General features: G+C 55.0%; 15 protein-coding genes. 3 read left to right on the forward strand and 12 right to left on the reverse strand.

Features of this window, described 5'->3' with window-relative positions; all coding sequences use genetic code 11:
• Window positions 1–185: 185 nt before the first annotated feature.
• The 3 genes from AC5DDB_RS06170 to AC5DDB_RS06180 all read left to right on the forward strand — a co-directional run bounded on the left by AC5DDB_RS06170 (window position 186) and on the right by AC5DDB_RS06180 (window position 5,356).
• On the forward strand, window positions 186–3,431 hold the full coding sequence (locus AC5DDB_RS06170) for an error-prone DNA polymerase (RefSeq protein WP_491738820.1): 3,246 nt from the start codon (window positions 186–188) through the stop codon (window positions 3,429–3,431).
• A gap of 221 nt (window positions 3,432–3,652) precedes the next feature.
• Complete coding sequence (locus tag AC5DDB_RS06175; protein ID WP_491738821.1) at window positions 3,653–4,456, forward strand: enoyl-CoA hydratase; 804 nt, start codon at window positions 3,653–3,655, stop codon at window positions 4,454–4,456.
• Between the two features lie 12 nt (window positions 4,457–4,468).
• A complete protein-coding gene (locus AC5DDB_RS06180) occupies window positions 4,469–5,356 on the forward strand; it encodes a phosphate acyltransferase (protein WP_491738822.1) in 888 nt (295 codons plus the stop codon).
• 12 nt (window positions 5,357–5,368) lie between these two features.
• On the opposite strand, the gene AC5DDB_RS06185 is transcribed toward AC5DDB_RS06180, so the two are convergent.
• The 12 genes from AC5DDB_RS06185 to AC5DDB_RS06240 form a co-directional block, all read right to left on the reverse strand.
• Window positions 5,369–6,202, reverse strand: coding sequence for a sugar phosphate isomerase/epimerase family protein (locus AC5DDB_RS06185; RefSeq protein WP_491738823.1), 834 nt, complete (start codon window positions 6,200–6,202; stop codon window positions 5,369–5,371).
• A gap of 45 nt (window positions 6,203–6,247) precedes the next feature.
• Window positions 6,248–6,628, reverse strand: a complete 381-nt coding sequence (locus tag AC5DDB_RS06190) for a hypothetical protein (protein WP_491738824.1) — start codon at window positions 6,626–6,628, stop codon at window positions 6,248–6,250.
• Between the two features lie 45 nt (window positions 6,629–6,673).
• Window positions 6,674–7,063: a hypothetical protein gene (locus tag AC5DDB_RS06195; protein ID WP_491738825.1), complete on the reverse strand. Its 390-nt coding sequence runs from the start codon at window positions 7,061–7,063 to the stop codon at window positions 6,674–6,676.
• 157 nt (window positions 7,064–7,220) lie between these two features.
• Window positions 7,221–8,111, reverse strand: a complete 891-nt coding sequence (locus AC5DDB_RS06200; protein ID WP_491738826.1) for a phytoene/squalene synthase family protein — start codon at window positions 8,109–8,111, stop codon at window positions 7,221–7,223.
• A complete protein-coding gene (gene hpnC, locus AC5DDB_RS06205; RefSeq protein ID WP_491738827.1) occupies window positions 8,092–9,057 on the reverse strand; it encodes a squalene synthase HpnC in 966 nt (321 codons plus the stop codon). The genes AC5DDB_RS06200 and hpnC overlap by 20 nt, the downstream gene beginning before the upstream one ends.
• Before the next feature lie 7 nt (window positions 9,058–9,064).
• A complete protein-coding gene (locus AC5DDB_RS06210; protein WP_491738828.1) occupies window positions 9,065–10,441 on the reverse strand; it encodes an NAD(P)(+) transhydrogenase (Re/Si-specific) subunit beta in 1,377 nt (458 codons plus the stop codon).
• 43 nt (window positions 10,442–10,484) lie between these two features.
• Window positions 10,485–10,751 (reverse strand): NAD(P) transhydrogenase subunit alpha part 2, encoded by a 267-nt coding sequence (locus AC5DDB_RS06215; protein ID WP_491739135.1) that lies wholly within the window; start codon window positions 10,749–10,751, stop codon window positions 10,485–10,487.
• Window positions 10,752–10,867: 116 nt separating this feature from the next.
• Window positions 10,868–12,058, reverse strand: a complete 1,191-nt coding sequence (locus AC5DDB_RS06220; RefSeq protein WP_491738829.1) for a Re/Si-specific NAD(P)(+) transhydrogenase subunit alpha — start codon at window positions 12,056–12,058, stop codon at window positions 10,868–10,870.
• A 198-nt stretch (window positions 12,059–12,256) separates the two neighbouring features.
• Window positions 12,257–15,631, reverse strand: a complete 3,375-nt coding sequence (locus tag AC5DDB_RS06225; RefSeq protein WP_491738830.1) for a serine/threonine-protein kinase — start codon at window positions 15,629–15,631, stop codon at window positions 12,257–12,259.
• Between the two features lie 148 nt (window positions 15,632–15,779).
• A complete protein-coding gene (locus AC5DDB_RS06230) occupies window positions 15,780–16,433 on the reverse strand; it encodes an ECF-type sigma factor (protein WP_491738831.1) in 654 nt (217 codons plus the stop codon).
• Window positions 16,434–16,746: 313 nt separating this feature from the next.
• Window positions 16,747–18,147 (reverse strand): DUF1501 domain-containing protein, encoded by a 1,401-nt coding sequence (locus tag AC5DDB_RS06235; RefSeq protein ID WP_491738832.1) that lies wholly within the window; start codon window positions 18,145–18,147, stop codon window positions 16,747–16,749.
• Window positions 18,148–18,301: 154 nt separating this feature from the next.
• Window positions 18,302–18,853 (reverse strand): hypothetical protein, encoded by a 552-nt coding sequence (locus AC5DDB_RS06240; RefSeq protein ID WP_491738833.1) that lies wholly within the window; start codon window positions 18,851–18,853, stop codon window positions 18,302–18,304.
• Window positions 18,854–19,031 lie beyond the last annotated feature (178 nt).

The raw sequence follows: 19,031 nt of genomic DNA on the forward strand, positions 1-19,031 counted from the left end.
CCTAATCTCTAAACCCTAATCTCTAAACCCTAATCTCTAAACCCTAATCTCTAAACCCTAATCTCTAAACCCTAATCTCTAAACCCTAATCTCTAAACCCTAATCTCTAAACCCTAATCTCTAAACCCTAATCTCTAAACCCTAATCTCTAAATCCTAATCTCTAAATCCTAACCCCTAACCACCATGCCTGACCCGCCGCCGAATCGACGTCGTACTCCAGAGCCGCCGGTGACTTTGCCGTTTCCGCAGCCGCGGGGGGATTGCGTTGTCAAGACAGACGATTCGCGACCGCTGCCAGAACACCGTCCTACAGAAGCCCAGTCCACACCATCCATTCGGTACGCCGAGCTGCATTGCCGCACGAACTTTTCGTTTCAGGAAGGTGCCTCGCACGCTGATGAGTTGGTCAATCAAGCCATTCGCAACGGGTTGTCGGCGTTGGCGATTACCGATCGGAATACTTTGGCCGGTGTGGTGCGGGCTCATACTGCGGCGAAGGCAGTCGGATTGAAACTCTTGATCGGTGCCGAAGTCACACCCGCTGATGGTCCGCCGGTTGTGCTGTGGTGCACCGACCGAGCTGCTTACGGTCGGCTCTCTCGTTTGTTGACCGTCGGACGACGACGTTCCAAGAAAGGTGAATGTCATCTGACCTGTGACGATATCGCCGAGTATGCCGACGGATTGATTGCGGGCGTCGTGTTGCGATCGTTGTTTACTGCCGATGACGAAACCCACATGGAATCTCTGCTGGCATACCGGGATCTCTTTGGCGATCGCTGCTATGGTTTGGTGTCTCGGCATCTGGGACCGAATGATGTGGTTCTCATGCGGAAGCAATTGCAATGGGCGAAAGCGGCCCGGCTTCCGTCTGTTGCCTCGAATGATGTGCGGTTTCATGAGCCAAATCGGCGATACCTTCACGATGTGCTCACGGCAGTCAAACACCATTGCACCGTGGCGGATTTGGGTCGACGCGGTTTGTCGAATGCCGAGTGTTATCTCAAGTCACCGGATGACATGGCTGCACTGTTTGCCGAGCATCCAGACATGATTCGCCGCACTGTTGAAATTGCCGACCGCTGTCATTTCAGCCTCGATGAACTGCGATACGAATACCCCACCGAACTCTCGCCGCCTGGTCAAACACCGCTGGAGTATCTCACCGAATTAACTTGGCAGGGAGCAAACCACAAATACCCCGAAGGTGTGCCAGGGAAAGTTCGGCAACTGTTGGAACACGAACTCGCGTTGATCGGCGAACTAAACTACGAAGCGTACTTTCTCACCGTGTGGGACTTGGTGCGGTTCGCGCGATCGAAAGGCATTCTCTGCCAAGGTCGCGGGTCGGCGGCGAATAGTGCGGTCTGTTACTGCTTAGGAGTGACAGCGGTGGATCCCTATCGCATGGACACGTTGTTCGAGCGGTTCATTTCCAAGGAACGCGATGAAGCCCCCGATATCGACGTCGACTTTGAACATGAACGTCGCGAGGAAGTGATTCAGTACGTCTACAACAAGTACGGTCGGCATCGCGCGGGATTGGCAGCCACGGTGGTGACGTATCGTCCCCGGTCGGCGATTCGGGACATCGGCAAAGCGTTGGGCTTGTCGCTCGACCGGGTTGATCTGCTCGCCAAAACCATCGGCGTTTACAAGATGGAAGGCGACCCAAACGATCGTCTTCGCGAAGCGGGTCTTGATCCTGACTCCACGCTCGCCAAACGACTGCTGTTTCTGCTGAATGAACTGCAGGGATTTCCCCGGCATCTCTCACAGCATACCGGCGGGATGGTGATCACCGAACACCGTTTGGATGAACTGGTCCCGATCGAAAACGCCGCCATGCCGGATCGCACCGTCATTCAATGGGACAAAGACGATCTCGAAGCGTTGGGCCTGCTCAAAGTCGATGTGTTGGCGTTGGGAATGCTCTCGGCCATTCGGCGTTGTTTCGAGTTCCTCGAACGCGACTACAATTTGCCGATGACACTCGATGATATCCCCGCTGAAGATCCTGCCGTCTATGACATGGCTTGCCGGGCGGACACGATTGGTGTGTTTCAAATCGAGTCTCGTGCTCAAATGGCGATGCTTCCCCGTCTGAAGCCGCGATGTTTTTATGATCTGGTGATTGAAGTTTCGCTCGTCCGACCGGGACCGATTCAAGGGGACATGGTGCACCCGTATCTCCGGCGACGAGCCGGTTTGGAAGAAGTCGACTTCCCGAACGATCGTGTGCGAGACGTGCTCAAGAAAACGCTCGGCGTGCCGATCTTTCAAGAACAGGCGATGAAGTTGGCCGTTGTTGCGGCGGGTTTCACACCCGGAGAAGCCGACGAACTTCGACGAGCGATGGCCGCCTGGCGACGGAAAGGTGTGATCGAACGGTTTCAACAGAAACTCAAGGACGGATTGCTAGCCAACGGTTACTCCCCCGAGTTTGCCGACCGGTTATACAACCAGATTCAGGGATTCGGTGAGTACGGTTTTCCCGAAAGTCACGCAGCAAGTTTCGCGTTATTGGTTTATGTCTCGGCTTGGGTCAAGTGTCATTATCCGGCCGTCTTCACCGCGGCATTATTGAACTCACAACCGATGGGATTCTATGCACCGTCGCAGTTGGTGTCCGATGTTCGTCGGCATGGTGTGGAAGTTCGACCGGCAGATGTGAATTACAGCGATTGGGATTGCACACTGGAACCGATTGGACGGAATCAGGAATTCGCCATTCGACTGGGTTTCCGCACGATCAAAGGGTTCTCCCAACTTGATGCCGAACGTTTGGTGACCGCGCGTGGCGGAACGCCATTCCGTTCGTTCCACGATCTTTCACACCGCAGCGGATTGACCTCCACCGTCCTCAAACGCCTAGCGAATGCCGATGCGTTTTCATCGCTCCAACTCAACCGCCGCGAGGCTCTCTGGCAAGCCCTGCCGGACCAAACACCTCAGCCGCTCTTAGACCTCAGCGAACCTGACCCAACCGTTCCAGACTTGCCAAAGTTGTCGAGTTGGGAAGAAGTCCTGGCCGATTACCGCACCGGCGGACTGTCACTCAAAGGCCATCCGATTCAATTCTTCCGCGATCAACTTATCAAGCACGGTGCCATCACCGCCGCCAGTTTGGCTCAACGCCCGGACGGTTCCCGTTGCAAAATTGCCGGGTTGGTATTACTGCGTCAACGTCCCGGTAGCGCGAAGGGTGTGACGTTCATCACGTTGGAAGACGAAACCGGAACCGCCAATCTCATCGTTTGGCCCGACACCTGGGAACGTCATCACACCGCTGCCCGTCGCGCTCAAGCCATGCTCATCACCGGCAAAGTTCAACGCCAGGGCATCGTGACTCATGTCGTCACCGAAACCATCGAAGACCTCACCCAAACACTAGCCGGCGTACCGATCCCTGCAAGAAATTTTCATTAATTCACTCGAAGTATGGATGATCGAAGCCGCTTTATCATCGATACTGATCGAAACGCGAATCAGTCACCAGGTTTCATCGAAAGAATTGAGCCTCAGTAAGGCATCACTTGATTCGTTTCAACAATCAGAGACCTGGTCCCAATCAACCGCCCAATTGGTCTCTTTATTTGGCTGGCATAAGTGAATATCGTAGGGCACGACTACTCACGACAAACGTCACGATGAAGACGAAAGCGGACACGATGACCGAGCATGCTGATGATCTTCTGGTCGAAAACGCCGGTCCCGTGACCACATTGACTCTCAACCGCGCGAAAAAACGAAATGCTTTGTCGCTCGAAATGTTGAAGGCGATCGACAAGGCCTTGGTGGAAGTCGGCGACGACAAAGCGACTCGCGTCGTCGTGTTACGTGCCGACGGTCCGGTGTATTCCTCCGGTCATGATCTGAAACAAATGACCGCCCGCAGCGAGCAAGAATACAGCGAACTGTTTCAGCAATGCCATGTGACGATGCAACGGCTTCGACAAATCCCACAACCTGTTATCGCACGTGTTCACGGATTGGCGACAGCGGCGGGTTGTCAGTTGGTGGCCTCTTGCGATCTGGTGGTGGCGTCGGAACAGGCTCGCTTTGCCACTCCGGGCGTCAAGATTGGTCTGTTCTGCACGACCCCGATGGTTCCCTTGGTTCGAAGTTTGCCGTCGAAGATCGCTATGGAAATGTTACTCACCGGCAACCTGTTGTCCGCCCAGCGAGCCTACGAATTGGGTTTCATCAATCGGGTTGTGCCGGAAGACCAACTCGACACCACAATCGCCGAGTTGGCGGAGCAAATTGCGTCAGCGTCTCCCCTGACAATCGCGACCGGGAAAGCAGCGTTTTACGATCAGCTCGCGTTGTCGGAAACCGAAGCATACGACCACGCCGTCAAAGTGATGACGAAAAATTCCATCAGCAGTGATGCACAAGAGGGGATTACCGCGTTCCTCGAAAAACGTCCGCCGCAATGGAAAGGTGAATAGCCAGGTCTCGCTATGGGATTGATCGGATTTGATAAACTCTTCGCCGCCGCAGACGAACGGAAACCGCAGATACCGGTCGCTGTCGCAGGCGGTGCGGACTCGACGGTTTTGTCAGCCTTGGCGGAAGCCCAAAACCGTGGATGGATTCAACCGATGATCTGCGGAAGTACAACCGCCATCGAAACTCAGGCACGTCAGATCAATGTCGACCTTTCTCGATTCACAGTCATTGACTCGAACTCACCAGCCGCAACTGCGGTTGATCAAGTTCGATCGGGCAATGCCCAACTCCTGATGAAAGGCCAAGTGGCCACACCCGATCTCATGAAAGCGGTTTTACATCGCGAAACCGGGCTCCGCACGGGGAAGACGATCTGCCAAGTCGTGCTGATGGAAATCCCACGTGACAGCCGTCGTTTTCTGATGGCCGACACAGGAATTACCATTGCTCCCACAATCGAGCAAGCTTCTGAAATATGTGACGCAATCGCCGAAACTGCAAACGGTCTGGGTGAGACGAATCCCCGGATCGCGATCATGGCAGCAACCGAAAAACTGACCGACGCCATGCCTGAAACGAACCTCGCCAATCAACTTCGTAAGTTGCGTGGCGAGACAAACCTCACCATCGAAGGTCCACTTTCGTTTGATTTGGCGTACTCCGCGAACGCCGGTTCGAAGAAGCAACTTTCGGGCGAAACCATCGGCTGTGCTGATGCCATGTTGTTTCCCAATTTGCTTTCCGCCAATCTGACGGTCAAAGCCATCATGTATACGGCCGACTGTCGATTCGGTGGCGTGCTGCATGGAGTGGCCTGTCCGGTGGTTTTCATGTCACGAGCAGACGACACCATCACCCGCCTCCGCTCACTCGCATTTGCGATCAGCCAAGTCGATTGACATCGCAGAAGTTTAGTCGAGGTAACCGCACTTTCGCAGATGATTCATACTGTCTGCCAGTCGTTGTTGACACCGTGCCAGTTCCGGGGGTTCGTCGGTGATGCCTTCGATTTCGAGACTGTAAGGACCGGTGAATCCAATCTCGTCGAGCGTTTCCCGAATGCGAACGAAATCCACGGAACCGCCTTCGCCCAACGCGGGAAAATACCAATCTTTGAGTTGGCCGTTATGATCCTTGAGGTGCACGTGTCCCACGTATTCCCGCACCGAACGCAAGCCCTCTAAGACATCGGTATCGCGATTGTAATAGGTGATGTTGCCGGTGTCGTAATTGAGACGCAAATGGGGGTGGTCCAACTCACGCATCGTGCGTTGCATTTCCGTCGGATTCACACTGACACCGGGATGGGTCTCGAAGCAATAAACAATTCCCAACTCGGCGGCTTGGTTGCCAATGACTTCCAGGTGCTTCATCAATTGCGGACGGTCTGATTCCGTTTCACACTCGCCCGCTCCGCCGACAACACGGGGCACTTTCAACAGGGCCGCGACCTGGAGTTTCCGCAATGTGACTTCCAAAATCTCCGACTTCAATGGATTTCCACTGCTAACATTCGCCGTCGTAATATCCAAGCCAGCGGCATGGACTCTCTGAACGGCGGATTCGACTTCGGTTTCGGTCGATGCATCGGTTAGCCAAGGGGTATCACCGAAAAATGTGGGAACGCCATGCGTCCGAATCGGGAATTCGACGTTCTGAATCCCGATTGTCGGCAAGTGCTCGACAGCTGCGTCCAGTCCAAACTTGAGATAAGAATTGGTGAAACAAGAGATCAAACGGTTCATGAGTTTTTTGCTTCGATACAACGGATGCGATTTCGCGGTATGCGGTCAGTCGAGGAACTCGGTGATGTCGAGCGGCGGACGGTGACGGTTCATATAACGTCGTCCCACCGTACCGAGAACGATCAGATTCAGAAAGTGCATCACGCCCAGAATCAGCAAGACCAACCCGATTTTGTCGGCCAACCGTTCGACCGCCTGAGACAACGTCTCCACCGTCGTTCCATACCGTAACGCCAACGACACATACGCGATATTCACCAGGTAGAAACCCACGAGCAGCAACATATTGACCGCATCGGCAACACGCTCGTTGCCATCGAAGATGTCCACAAGAAACACGCGGCCCCGCGACGACAACGTGCGACCAACAAAAACCGTAATCGCGATACTGGCAAGCAAGTAAACAATGTGAACAGTGAGCAACATCGCGATTCTCCTTTCCTCGTCATGACATTTGAAGTGGATTGGTTCCTAAACCGGTTCTTCACCCCAGGCTCTTCGACGTGGCGGGGTGTGTTTATCTGCGTTCCGAGCTTTCGCCAGAGACGCAATAATGATGAAGTGCATCACGCCGAGCACCAACAAAACCAAGCCGACTTTGGTGCTCAGCAGTTCCACCGCGGATTGCACGTCCCGCACGGCGTCGCCATACCGCAGAGCGAGGCTGATCACACCGAAGTTGATCAGGTAGAACCCGACAATTAACAAATGCGTGTAGGCATCGCGGTACACTTTGAGATCTTCACGGTTATCGCCCTCGACCAATCTTGGTCCATGTTTCCGAAGCGTGCGACCGACCCACCATGTCGCCAAGCAGCTCAAACCCAAATAACCAGCGTAGGTTGTCAGCAAGATGTCCATCGAAGTTCCTCCCCGAGATGTCCCAAAAATTGCAACTTTCAGAACCAATCTGAACAATTGCCATCTTGAATTCCGGGGACCTACCCGCAAAAGAACGACACCATTAACGACCGATTTGTAAGAAATCCCCACTTCGCAGTATGTCGATCAGATGACGTTACCCAGCGGGCGACTTGGGACGATGTCCCAGCCAACGGTAACGGATGGCCGAGTCACATGCGATCCAAAGTTTCTTCGGCTTCGAGAGTCGAACACGGGCGGAGTACACGTCGTAGTGCTTGCGTTCGATTCGCGTCAGAAGTCCACCGTAAATCCGGAGCATCGCCCCAAAGATCGGTCGGCCTTCGGGATGCAGACATTGAAATAGCCGCTCCGCTTCCGCGTAGAATTCCCGCGCCCGGGCGACTTCAAATTGCATCAGTTGTTGAAACGCGGGGTTGATTCGTTGCTGTCGAAGATCATCGAAGGAGTAACCGAACCGATCGAGATCTTCCTGAGGCAAGTACAGCCGCGACATCTCCGCATCTTCGGCTAAATCGCGGAGAATGTTCGTCAGTTGGAATGCCGTCCCACAGGCGATGGCGTACTGAATCGCTTCTTCACCGTCGAAACCCCACACGTGAATGCAACACAAACCGACCGCGCCAGCGACATGGTAGCAGTACGTCTCCAACTCGCTGAAAGTCTGAATGTGTGTCGTTTCGAAGTCGCACGCCACACCGTCGATCACCGCCGTCAAATACTCAGTGGGGATGTTGTGTCGTTCGATGATGTCGACCAACGCCGGATACAACGGATGCTCCGGTGGGTTGCCATCGACGGCGGAGTTCAAATCCTGACGGAATTGTTCCAGGTTGACACGGCGTTGTTCGAGTGGGACGGTTTCTTCATCGCCGATGTCGTCGGCCATTCGCATGAAGGCGTACAACGCACACATGTCGCGTCGCAACGGACGTGGCAACGTCAGGAAGGAGAAATAGAAATTCCCCGCGGTTCGCCGAGCGAGACGTTGACACCAATCGAACGAATTATCCAGGGGTGTGCTCATGCGTGGCGATCGAACGACGCGGCCGAAAACGCCGGCCAGTGGCTCGGATCACGCAACCGGCAAGCATCCGGACGGCGTCGGCTTTTGTCACTACGGGGCGAGTGTCCCACACACGATAACCGATCGCTTCGATGCGCTCTAGAATCTTGAGTCCGCCACGGACAAACAATTCAATATCCACCTGCAGTCGCCCCGGCAACCGAGTCACCAGAGGCAAGCCATTCAATAAGAACGTGCGAGCTCGATCGACTTCGAACTCCATCAGGTTCAGGAAGGCCGTGTTGGTGACGCGGTTCTCAAACTCTGCCTGCGAATAACCGAAGCGTTCCAAATCTTCGAGCGGCAAGTAACGACGACCGATGTCCCAGTCGCGATCCACATCTTGCCAAAAGTTTGCTAACTGCAACCCGGTGCAGACATGATCGGACAGGGCCACATTCTCTTCGGTGTGTTCTCGTCCCAGATACAACACCAGTCGTCCAACCGGGTCGGCACTACGGCGACAATAGTCGCGGAGTTGGTCAAAGGCTTCGTATTGCAGCAGATGTTGATCCTGTCGAAACGCGGACAGCAAATCGGCGAACGGTTCCATCGGAATTTCGAATTCCCGAATCGTTTCCGCGAGTGCGACAAACACAGGATGCCGAGTCTGACCGCGATAACAAGCTTCTAGTTCAGACTGCCACCATTCGAGCAATTGCTCCGCTCGTTGCCGATCTCCGACTTCATCCCCCAAGTCGTCCGACCACCGACAGTAGGCATACACATTATGAAAGTGTGGTCGCAAATGTTTGGGCAATAGCCAAGAAACGACCGTGAAGTTCTCGTAATGCGTCGTCGCAATCCGCTGGGTGTAGGCTGTCGCTTCGTCGAGCGTGGCCGTGCGGCCATTGGCCAAGGACTCCGGGCCCCAATCCGCAAGCTCTCGTTCGAATTGCTCACTCATGAGACGCTTATGAATCTGCCAGGGCTTTCGTGATATCGACAATCGCAGCTTTACCATCGCCGAACAGCATGAGTGCGTTATCTGCGGCAAACAACGGGTTTGGAATTTGGGCGAACCCGGGACTCAAACTCCGTTTGATGACAACCACCGTGCGGGCTTTATCGACGTCGATAATCGGCATCCCAGCGATTGCACTTTGTGGATCAGTTCGGGCGACCGGGTTCACGGTGTCGTTCGCACCCAGCACGATTGCCACGTCAGCTTGGTCCATGGTCGGGTTGATATCGTCCATTTCTTTGAGCTGCTCGTAAGGGATGTCCGCCTCGGCGAGCAACACGTTCATGTGCCCGGGCATCCGACCGGCGACGGGGTGGATCCCGAATTCCACTTCGCATCCCCGACTAATCAACTCGTTCGCCAAGTCCCGAACCGCATGCTGAGCCTGTGCGACCGCCATGCCGTAACCGGGCACGACAACCACCCGATGTGCGTCTTCGAGCAACATGGCGACTTCGTCTGCTGACGTCGATTTGACGTTGGCGTAGATGTCGTCCGCCGAGTCACTTGACCCGCTGGACTGCAACGTGCCGAATAACACGGCCGCCAGCGACCGGTTCATCGCTTTGCACATGATCTGCGTAAGAATCAACCCCGACGCACCAACCAGCGAACCGGCTGTGATCAAGACATTGTTGCCAAGCACGAATCCGGTCATCGCGGCAGCGAGGCCGGAATACGAGTTGAGCAGGGCGATCACCACCGGCATATCTGCACCACCGATGGAAACCACCAAGAAAATGCCCAACGCTAAACTCAATGGCACCATGATCCAATAGGCCAAATTTGCGTTGGGTGCGTCGAACGTCATCCACGCCGCCAGTGCAAGGCAACCAATCGCTAAAACGGCATTGAGGGCTTGTTGTCCGGGAAAGCTGATATTTCGTAGCGATTTCAATTCCCGCAGTTTCCCGAACGCAATGATACTGCCGGAGAAAGTGACGGTCCCGATCAATCCAGACAGTGCCGTCGCCGCGAGCGTGGGCGTGTCGACATCGCTCGCCATTCGTGAGAGAAACGCGCCGGCGACCAACGTCGAAGCAATCCCCCCAAAGCCGTTGAACAAAGCGACTAGCTCGGGCATGGCCGTCATTTCGATTTTGACCGCCAAAACGACGCCGGCAATGGTGCCCACAATCAAGCCGGCGATGATCAATCCCCAGCCGAATTCCGGCCCGATCAACGTAACGACCACCGCGACCAACATTCCCAGCGCACCGTACAGGTTCCCACGCACGGCGGTTCGCGGGTGAGTGAGACCTTTCAATCCGAGGATGAAAAGTACGGCGGCCACGAGGTAGGCCAAGTCGGTCCAAGCCGGATTCACTCTGCTGACTCCTCAATTTTGACGCGTGGATTACCCGCGGAAATTATTTGCGTTTGCGGAACATCGACAGCATACGGTGTGTGACGAGAAACCCGCCGACCACGTTCATCGTCGCGAACGCAATCGCCAAGACCCCGAGGACTTTCGCGGTGGTTGTTGCCCCCAATTCCAGAGTCAACAACGCGCCGATCAAAGTGATCCCGCTGATCGCATTCGATCCCGACATCAATGGCGTATGTAACGTTGGCGGAATCTTCGTGATGATTTCCACACCCACGAAAATCGCCAGTACGAAAACCGTCAGCAACATGATCCACTGCGTCGCCGGTGTGCTCGCGGTCGTCGAAGCCGTTTCGGCGAATAACATCGACATGGGGAATTTGCTCCTCAGTGGAGATTGGAAATTTGATCGCAGCGTTTTTTTGATCAGGACGATGGCGTCGGGCTCAACAGCTCGCTCACACGTGTATTCGTTACGTTTCCGCCATGCGTGATCAGCGTGTCATGGATGATTTCATCTTCGACATCCGCAGATAACTCGCCACCGTCCAGCACGGTTTTCTTCAAGTGAACCAGGAAAGTCGCCAAATTCTTCGCGTACATTTCGCTGGCGTGTCTTGGGATTGCCGAAGGCAAATTCAGCGGACCGAGAATCTGCACGCCTTGCTCGATGACGGTTTCTCCCGGCTGCGTGAGTTCGCAGTTACCACCACGCTCGGCGGCGACATCGACGACAACCGAACCTGGTGCCATCGCACGGACCATCTCAGCGGTGATCAGCGTCGGCGCTTTCTTTCCGGGTACAGCGGCGGTCGTGATGACGACATCGTTCTCGCCAACGACTTTCAACATCATCTCGCGTTGTTTGCGGTAGAACTCCTCGTCCATCGCTTTCGCGTATCCACCTTGACCTTCAGCGGATTGCAAATCGAATTCGACGAATTTGCCGCCCAAACTTTCGACCTGTTCTTTCACTGCCGACCGCACATCGTAGGCCCGCACGACCGCTCCCAACCGCTTGGCGGTGGCGATGGCCTGCAAACCCGCGACACCCGCGCCGACGATAAACACCTTCGCGGCGGAAACCGTACCGGCGGCGGTCATCAGCATTGGAAACATCTGTGGCAGTGTGTTCGCAGCAAGCAAGACGGCCTTATATCCCGCGATTGTCGCCATCGACGAGAGCACATCCATACTTTGTGCCCGGGTAATCCGAGGCAGCAGCTCCATTGCAAACGCCGAAACGCCGCAACCGGCTAATTGCTCGATCGCCTGTGGTTCGGACAATGGATCGCACATTGCGACGACAATTTGCCCCGAGCGGTACAACTCCAAATCCGGTACGCCCGCGGATGGATTCGCGCCACCGGCTCGAACTTGCAGAAGAACATCGGCTTGCGAGAAAACGGCTTGCCGGGAATCGACCAGCTCGGCGTCTTTTTCGACGTAACTTTCATCAGTGAAACCGGCAGCCAACCCGGCTTCCTTCTCGATCAGCACACGGCAGCCGGCTTTGGTCAGTTGGCCAATCGTTTTCGGGACCGCCGCAACGCGGGATTCGCCAGGAAACGTTTCCTTCGGAACTCCCACAACCAACGGCGATGGTGCGTCCGCCATAACTCGATTCTTTCTCTTCGACCAATTTCTGTCGAACGATCGGACCCGGCACGCTTGGAATCAGTGAAATTCACTGACCAAAATACCCGGATACGATTTTGAACCCATGCAATATTGGATGCCGTTATACAGAATGCCGAACGCGGACGGTAGCGCACGACGGGAGATTGCTGAGATTCCTGGCCCGATTTGTCAGCGTTAAGTCTCCGACCGGGTGTCGATCTCGGCTTCCAACAGGCTTCGTTTGCCTGTGAAATTGGGATTGTCAGCGTCGAGTGAAAGGACTGCTGTCCGCAAGACCGGATTCAAGAACGCAACCCGCATGGCATTGGGGATCCCCTTCAAGCTATCTGAAATCTCTAGCAACTGATCGGAGACACGCAGCAATTCTTCGTCGGTCGGCATATCTACCCGGTCGAAGTACAGTCGGATTGCGGTCAGAATCACTTCGAGATTACGACGATCGACATTCCGAGCATCGACCGCCTCAATAAGTTCGTAAAGTTGGTTGGTACTTTTCCGTGACCGCTGCTGACGCAAGACTTCGGCGATAGCCAATTCGTAAACGAAGTACCGCTCGACCGAATCGATCGTGTCCTGCGAACGTTCATTGAGGGATTCGAGCGCCTTATCCATGGCTCGATCCGCTTCTTTCACATTGACGGTATTCGTACTTTCCTGAACAGCAAGTTCCAACGCGATCACACGTTTGCAATGGAGTCGTGTCAGGTGAAACCACAGCGTGGTGCTGTTCTGAAACTGCAACTGGGTCGCTTTGCCAATGCCTTTCTCGAGTGCTTCAGCCGCGAGTTCATAATGGGGAGTTGGCCCGAAGAGGTAACAGTCCGCCAGACGTTCGTAAAGGTTCGGCAATCGACGTCGCCGTTCCAACTTTTGCCCAGCTCCCAGATTCGGATCAGCCTGTGATTGGAGGATTCGGTCGATTAACTCCTGATAGACCGCCACCGCACCATCTTTGGGAGGGGAGCCGTCCTGGTTGGAATCTCGTCCGAGGAAGTGCAGGGCCATGGCTTGCCCTTGACGATCGAAGACCCAGTTTTCATAGGCAAAGAGATTTCCATGAGCAATGTGACATCGATCGCGAAACTTGGCCGCCATGCCAAAACGATCTTGGGCGGTATCGAGCCGCCAACTATCCAACGCCAACCACCCCAGCCGCTCGGATATCTCCGCTTGCAACGGGTGTACGATCTCAGTTCCATCGCGTGAGGGGAACGTTTCATTTGCGAACTTCTCGATGGCTTCGAGATCGGCCGCCGCTTTTAGAAGTGTTTGCTTGGTCGAGGTGTCGGCCAATCGCATGACATCCGCCCGCTGACATGCCAGATGAATGCGAAACAACGGACTACCATCTAATTTCTCGGCTTCGTCCAAATGCACGCGACTCTCCAAGCTTTGCTTACGGTCGCTGAGGAAGCGTGCAAAATCCGCATGGAACAAAGCCAACAACGAAGGTGCCGCAGTCGGGTCGGTGTCGTAGGCATTCAGAGCTTGTTCATACATCAGCTCCGCGGCCAACTCGGCTTTTTCGTTCGTGCGAGTCATCGAATGCAGCATGACCGCGAACAAGTGAAGTTCTTGAGCCGAGGAGTCCGCCGGAATGGCCTCGAGAATTCGTTTTTTGTCCAAGTCGGGACCACTCGAGCTACCATTCAACGAAATTGGTTGCAATGGCTCGAGGGTTTCTTGGACTTCTTTAAGTTCTAACTGCTTCGCATCCTCGGCCAGTTTCTTCAAACCGCTCACACGACGACGGCACTCGGCGGGAAGTTCCGTGCTGATCGATTCGACGACCGATCCTAACTGCTGATACGTTTCCATGATTGACGACTGCCGAAACCGTTGCCGGAGTTCTTCCAACGAGTTCCCGCTGACCTCGGTTTCGCCATCTTGGATTTTGTCGAACACCAATTGTCGAGTTGCCGGTGTGAACCATGGTGTTTCGTCAAACCACCATCCGCCGTTAAGTCCCGGCAACGAGGCGTACTCGTGAGCCATCGCGATCTGAGCATCCGAGACTCTGCCGAAAAACTGACGCAACCCGAGAAACACCCCAATAGCCGCGATCATGCCCATCAAGCCGATCAGCACTCGACGACGCTGAAGACGCTTCGTGCGTTCGAGCATCCACGGAATCGGCAACACTTCCGTCGCGCCTTGCGATCCCGTTTCGATATCGCTGGCGTCAACCGGTATTTTGCTCGAACCACGATCGACACGTCCGGACGGAACCGTTGAGGGCGGTTTAAGTCCGATGGGTCGGCTGCGACCAGAGCGAGCCGAACCACGCCCGGAAGTGTTCTCCACCACACTGGGTGGCTCGGGATCGGGAACCAACTTTTCGAACTCAGTTTTGTCAGCAAACGCCTCTAAATCGACCGCTGCAATTCCCGGATGCAGGGGACGGTCTTCCGGGCGTTTTGCCATCATCCGATCGAGCAGCGTTTGCAACTCAGGTGGGCAGTCGCTGCGAAACTCCTTCAGCTTCGGTACCGGGAACGTCTGATGCGCACTTTGTTTGTAGATGAGCGTATTGAGTGCGTTCTCACTGTCGACATTTCGCGGAAATGGGACGGCACCGGTCAATAGGTAGAAAAGCGTGCATCCCAAACTGTACAAGTCGGCTTGAATCGTGACCGAAGCGGCATTCCGCCACTGTTCGGGAGCCATGAAATCGACGGTCCCCAACAAAGTTCCGTCTTTAGTCGTCACTCGGGAAACGGCGTCGTCGTGTTCGGCGCGAAAGCGGGCCAAACCGAAATCGAGAATCTTCACGCGTCCGCTGGAATCGAGCATCAGATTCGACGGTTTGATATCCCGGTGCACCAAAAAATGCTCATCGGCGTGTCTTAAGCCCAAGGCGGCTTGTCGTACCATCTCACACGCCGCCCCGACGGGCAGCGGGCCATTCTGCTTAGTCAATCGCTGAAGATCGTAGCCGTCGACGTATTCCATCACCAAGTACAAACGGTGCTCATCGTCGCCGGCATCGTGAACCATGACGATGTTCGGATGGACGAGTTTGCCGGCGTGTTCCATCTCCTGACGAAAGCGTTCGGCGGCGTCGACATCGTAACGATCCCGTAGCACTTTCAACGCACACAACCGACGCAGCACCATGTGCCGAGCTTTATACACGACACCCATCCCGCCGTAGCCACATTCGGCGAGAATTTCGTAGGTGTCGAGTTGGTGCGGTGTTTCGAGCATTTTTAACTTCGAAGCCGCTCCTGTTCCGACTGTTGGGGGCGAAAATTGGCTGAACAAGTCCTCAATTACCGTTTCGAATTCCGGGAAACGATGCAAATAGGAGTCGGCGGAAATCGAATCCCCGGCCTGTTCACGATAATCGAGTTCCAGCCCGAGCAGGTGCGGAAAGAGATCGCTCCGTTTGTCCTCGGGGACTCGGTTTAAGAAGTCTTCCAGGGGAGGCCGTGCCCCGCCACTCAGTTGCCGCTCGAATTCGTCGCAGATTCGATCGAATTTTGAATCGTCTGATCCCGAATCCAGCGGCCGTTCATCCGTCAATTGCCACTCTCTCCAAATCATCATTTGTTGAGTCCCTTGCCCAGGGCGTCGGGGCTTCCATCTTCGCGGGATTAGTGTTCGCAAGCAACGGTAAATCGAATTGACAACGGAAGTTGCTTACAAAAGAAAGGGCATGTGCTGGTCAGATCAGTTTTTGAGAGCAAAAGCGGACTTACTCAATCTCGTCGGGTGCGTCGTCGAGTTGGGCACCAGCTTGACTCCAACGACGCCGAATCAGGTTCAGTTTCCGCTCGACCGTTCGGGGCACGCAGCCAAGTTTCTCGGCGATTTCCTCATTCGTGAACCCGTCAAGTTTGAGTTTGGCGACTTCGCGTTGAGTTTCGTCGGAGAGCATTTCGAGGAGTTCCTCACAACTCTCGGCAGCCATCGAAGCCAACTCGGGCGTTGGTTCGTCACCAAGCACCTGCCCGATTCCCGCTTTCCCGTCCTCGTGACCGGGTCGCACGAAAATACTCTCGCCCCGGACCATGCCTTCACCGCGTTTTTTCGCCCGTTGGCGTTTACTCTCCGCGTAAGCTTTGCGGACGGTGATCGTCACCAAAAGTTTCCACAATTCCTCGCGGTCGCCCAGTTCAAATCGACCATTCGCGGCATGCCGGTAGAAACTGTTGAGCGCACTAAGAGCCACGTCTTCTTCATCGGCAGCCCGACGATTGATACCGATCCGATCAAATTTACGCTTCGCAAGACGGACGAGTTTGTCGAAATAGCGATCCCAGATTCGCTGAGCCGCCTGCTCATCACCGCCGCTGAGCTTTTCGATCCACACGGTCACATCATCGTTCTGATAATCGTCCGCCGACATCGTTGCGGTCTCCTCACCCTGCGACGCTCGTGAAACTCCGGCCCGGCATCTTCCTGCGGAATACGCGGACGTTTCGTATTTTAGGGGCCGAACGTTCGAGAGTCCAAGCCGATGTTCGTCGGCAACCCGGCTCAGCGGGGTTTCCATGACGAATTGAACGGGACACCTTACGCGACCGGCACAGATCCCCTGAATTCGCAGACGCGTTGTTCCGCTCGATTTGTGCCATGACGCTGCGAGCCGTGCCCCAGTGAATACGCCATCAAACACGGCTCACAGAGCCGTGGCACACGGAATCGTGGCATGCACGTGGTCAACCGTGCAATTCAGGGATCGGGTCGTGAGCGGCCATTCGGAGAATATCGTCGGGCACGCCACGACGGACTCGAAGTTCGCCAACGTCGAACAATGTCCGGAGAATTGTGGAGATCAGATGGGGAATCGTCACCGGCGTCGTGGCGGGTTCCGCGACATCGCGGGTCGATTGCCCGATGACTTGCCCCATCGGCAAACCACCACCGGACAGCATGAGCGGCGCCAGATTCCCCCAGTGATCGCGACCGCCGCGGTTGTTGATCTTCGGTGTCCGCCCCATTTCCCCACACACCACCAGCAGAATATCGTCGTGCAAACCACGGGCGGCGACATCTTCCAAGAACGCACTCACGGCGTGATCGAAAGGCGGAGCCATATACCGCATGCCTTCGTCGATCGTCGCGTTGTTGGCATCGGCGTGCATGTCCCATACGAAATTCGTCGTCACTGTCACGAACCCGCAACCGCGTTCGCACAACCGCCGGGCCAACAGCATGAGTTTGCCAAGGTACTTCACGTTGTCGATGTAACGCTTGAAGTTGTTCCACTTTTGATCGATGTGTCTCGGGTCGATCAAAGGACTCGTATCGTATCGGGCAATCGTCTGCGGGTCTTCTTGATCGAGATCGAATGCCTCCGCGACACCACCGAGAATCGTATCAAACGCCTGTCGCCTCAAAGGATCGATTGTCTCATTTTCCTGGTCGGCAAAGGCACGGAGTCGATCCAACCGATTGAGTAACGAGCGCCGATCCGACAGTCGATCCAAGGGCAACTTCAGTTCCATGTCTCGCTGCAAATCACCGCCGCTGCCGGGAATTAATGGAGCCGTTGCGGAACCGAATCCACCGGTCGACGTCAGTTTGCCAAACTGCGTGACTTCCGGTTCGGCTTTCGGGTTGATCGATTGTGGGATCAATAAGGTGTTGGTTGGCATTCCGGTTTTCGGATGATTCGCCCCAGCCACACGCGAATACAACGAGCCCAAATTCGCATCGGAACTGAATCGGCTGACAACCGGCTTGATGTCATGGCGGGCATCACCGGTCGTGAAGGACCGCACCACCGTCATGGACTTTGCCAAACTAGACAACCGCGGCAACGTACCGCCAAACGTGACCCCGGGAATCGACGTCGACAATTCCCCCGTAACACTGCGGATGTTCGACGGCGCGGTCATCTTGGGGTCGAAGGTTTCGATCTGACTCGGTCCGCCGTGTAAGAACAGGAACACCACCGATTTGCCGGTCGTCAGTCCGGGTACCGCCGACGCGATCTGTGCAGCGGACGATTTGCCGGACATGAGGTGCGGCAGCGTCAGTCCCCCCAGCCCCAAACCGCCGATGCGGAGAAAGTCACGTCGTCCGAGTCGCGAAGATCGATCGTAGACAGTCAGCATGGAAATCTCCCCTCAATCCCAATGAGCCTCCATTCGTATCAAAACATCTCCATTTGTTCAACACGCTGACTAGAATCCACAAGAAAAGCCGACCGGTCATCACAGTGACAACCGGTCGGCTTTTGGCATTCTCAGAATTCGGCCGAGCCGAAAACTATTTGGTCAATTTCGATGCGGCAGCAACGATGCCTTCGATGTCTTTTTCGCCCAGCTTGCCTTTGCCGAAGCCAAAGTTTTCTTTGACGCGGGAGCTGTTCCACATCAAGACGGTGACGTCAGCTTCTTTGTCGATTTGATAAGCTTCAGGACCAGCTTGGCCATCGAAGATGGTCAGCGGGGTGTGCTCGATTTTGTTCTTCTTAGCAACTTCGGCGAGCTTGGCTTCCGAGGCATCAGGATCGTCGGTCAACAAGACGACGAAAGCTTTCATGTCGGAGTTTTTGCCGATTTGGGCGTCGACCTTCTTCACCAGATCGACGGTCTTTTCGTCCATTTCCCGAGCGAAAATGCTAACAACCGGGCTTCCGCCATATCGGCAGCGGTAGCAGAGGGTGGTGCCTTTAGCCGGACCGGTGACGTCACGGACGTTGAAGGCGTTGACGAACGCGCCGGTTTTCAAGCCGGATTTTGGGGCTTCGGCTTGGGCTTGCGATGCAACCGCGACACAAACGGCGAGGGCACCGGCGAACAATTTGGCAGCTTGCATTGTCTTCTCTCCTCAAGAAATGGGAATGGGTTTCCAAACTGCGTTTTCCATGAAACGCTGGAATTTTACTGCAATTCGTCCGAAGTCAATAGAGCTTGGGGAACGAACATTTGAAAGAATTTTGATCTTTCCAAAGTGTGATTTACCTCACTGAATACCAAGCTGACTTCTCGGCGAA

The sequence above is a fragment of the Thalassoroseus sp. genome (assembly GCF_984380535.1).

Coding starts and splice junctions, on each gene's coding strand:
- AC5DDB_RS06190 (WP_491738824.1), bottom strand. CDS start 6,628: ATGTTGCTCACTGTTCACATTGTTTACTTGCTTGCCAGTATCGCGATT.
- hpnC (WP_491738827.1), bottom strand. CDS start 9,057: ATGAGTGAGCAATTCGAACGAGAGCTTGCGGATTGGGGCCCGGAGTCC.
- AC5DDB_RS06225 (WP_491738830.1), bottom strand. CDS start 15,631: ATGATGATTTGGAGAGAGTGGCAATTGACGGATGAACGGCCGCTGGAT.
- AC5DDB_RS06240 (WP_491738833.1), bottom strand. CDS start 18,853: ATGCAAGCTGCCAAATTGTTCGCCGGTGCCCTCGCCGTTTGTGTCGCG.
- AC5DDB_RS06220 (WP_491738829.1), bottom strand. CDS start 12,058: ATGGCGGACGCACCATCGCCGTTGGTTGTGGGAGTTCCGAAGGAAACG.
- AC5DDB_RS06170 (WP_491738820.1), top strand. CDS start 186: ATGCCTGACCCGCCGCCGAATCGACGTCGTACTCCAGAGCCGCCGGTG.
- AC5DDB_RS06195 (WP_491738825.1), bottom strand. CDS start 7,063: ATGGACATCTTGCTGACAACCTACGCTGGTTATTTGGGTTTGAGCTGC.
- AC5DDB_RS06235 (WP_491738832.1), bottom strand. CDS start 18,147: ATGCTGACTGTCTACGATCGATCTTCGCGACTCGGACGACGTGACTTT.
- AC5DDB_RS06215 (WP_491739135.1), bottom strand. CDS start 10,751: ATGTTGCTGACGGTTTTCGTACTGGCGATTTTCGTGGGTGTGGAAATC.
- AC5DDB_RS06185 (WP_491738823.1), bottom strand. CDS start 6,202: ATGAACCGTTTGATCTCTTGTTTCACCAATTCTTATCTCAAGTTTGGA.
- AC5DDB_RS06180 (WP_491738822.1), top strand. CDS start 4,469: ATGGGATTGATCGGATTTGATAAACTCTTCGCCGCCGCAGACGAACGG.
- AC5DDB_RS06200 (WP_491738826.1), bottom strand. CDS start 8,111: ATGAGCACACCCCTGGATAATTCGTTCGATTGGTGTCAACGTCTCGCT.
- AC5DDB_RS06230 (WP_491738831.1), bottom strand. CDS start 16,433: ATGTCGGCGGACGATTATCAGAACGATGATGTGACCGTGTGGATCGAA.
- AC5DDB_RS06175 (WP_491738821.1), top strand. CDS start 3,653: ATGAAGACGAAAGCGGACACGATGACCGAGCATGCTGATGATCTTCTG.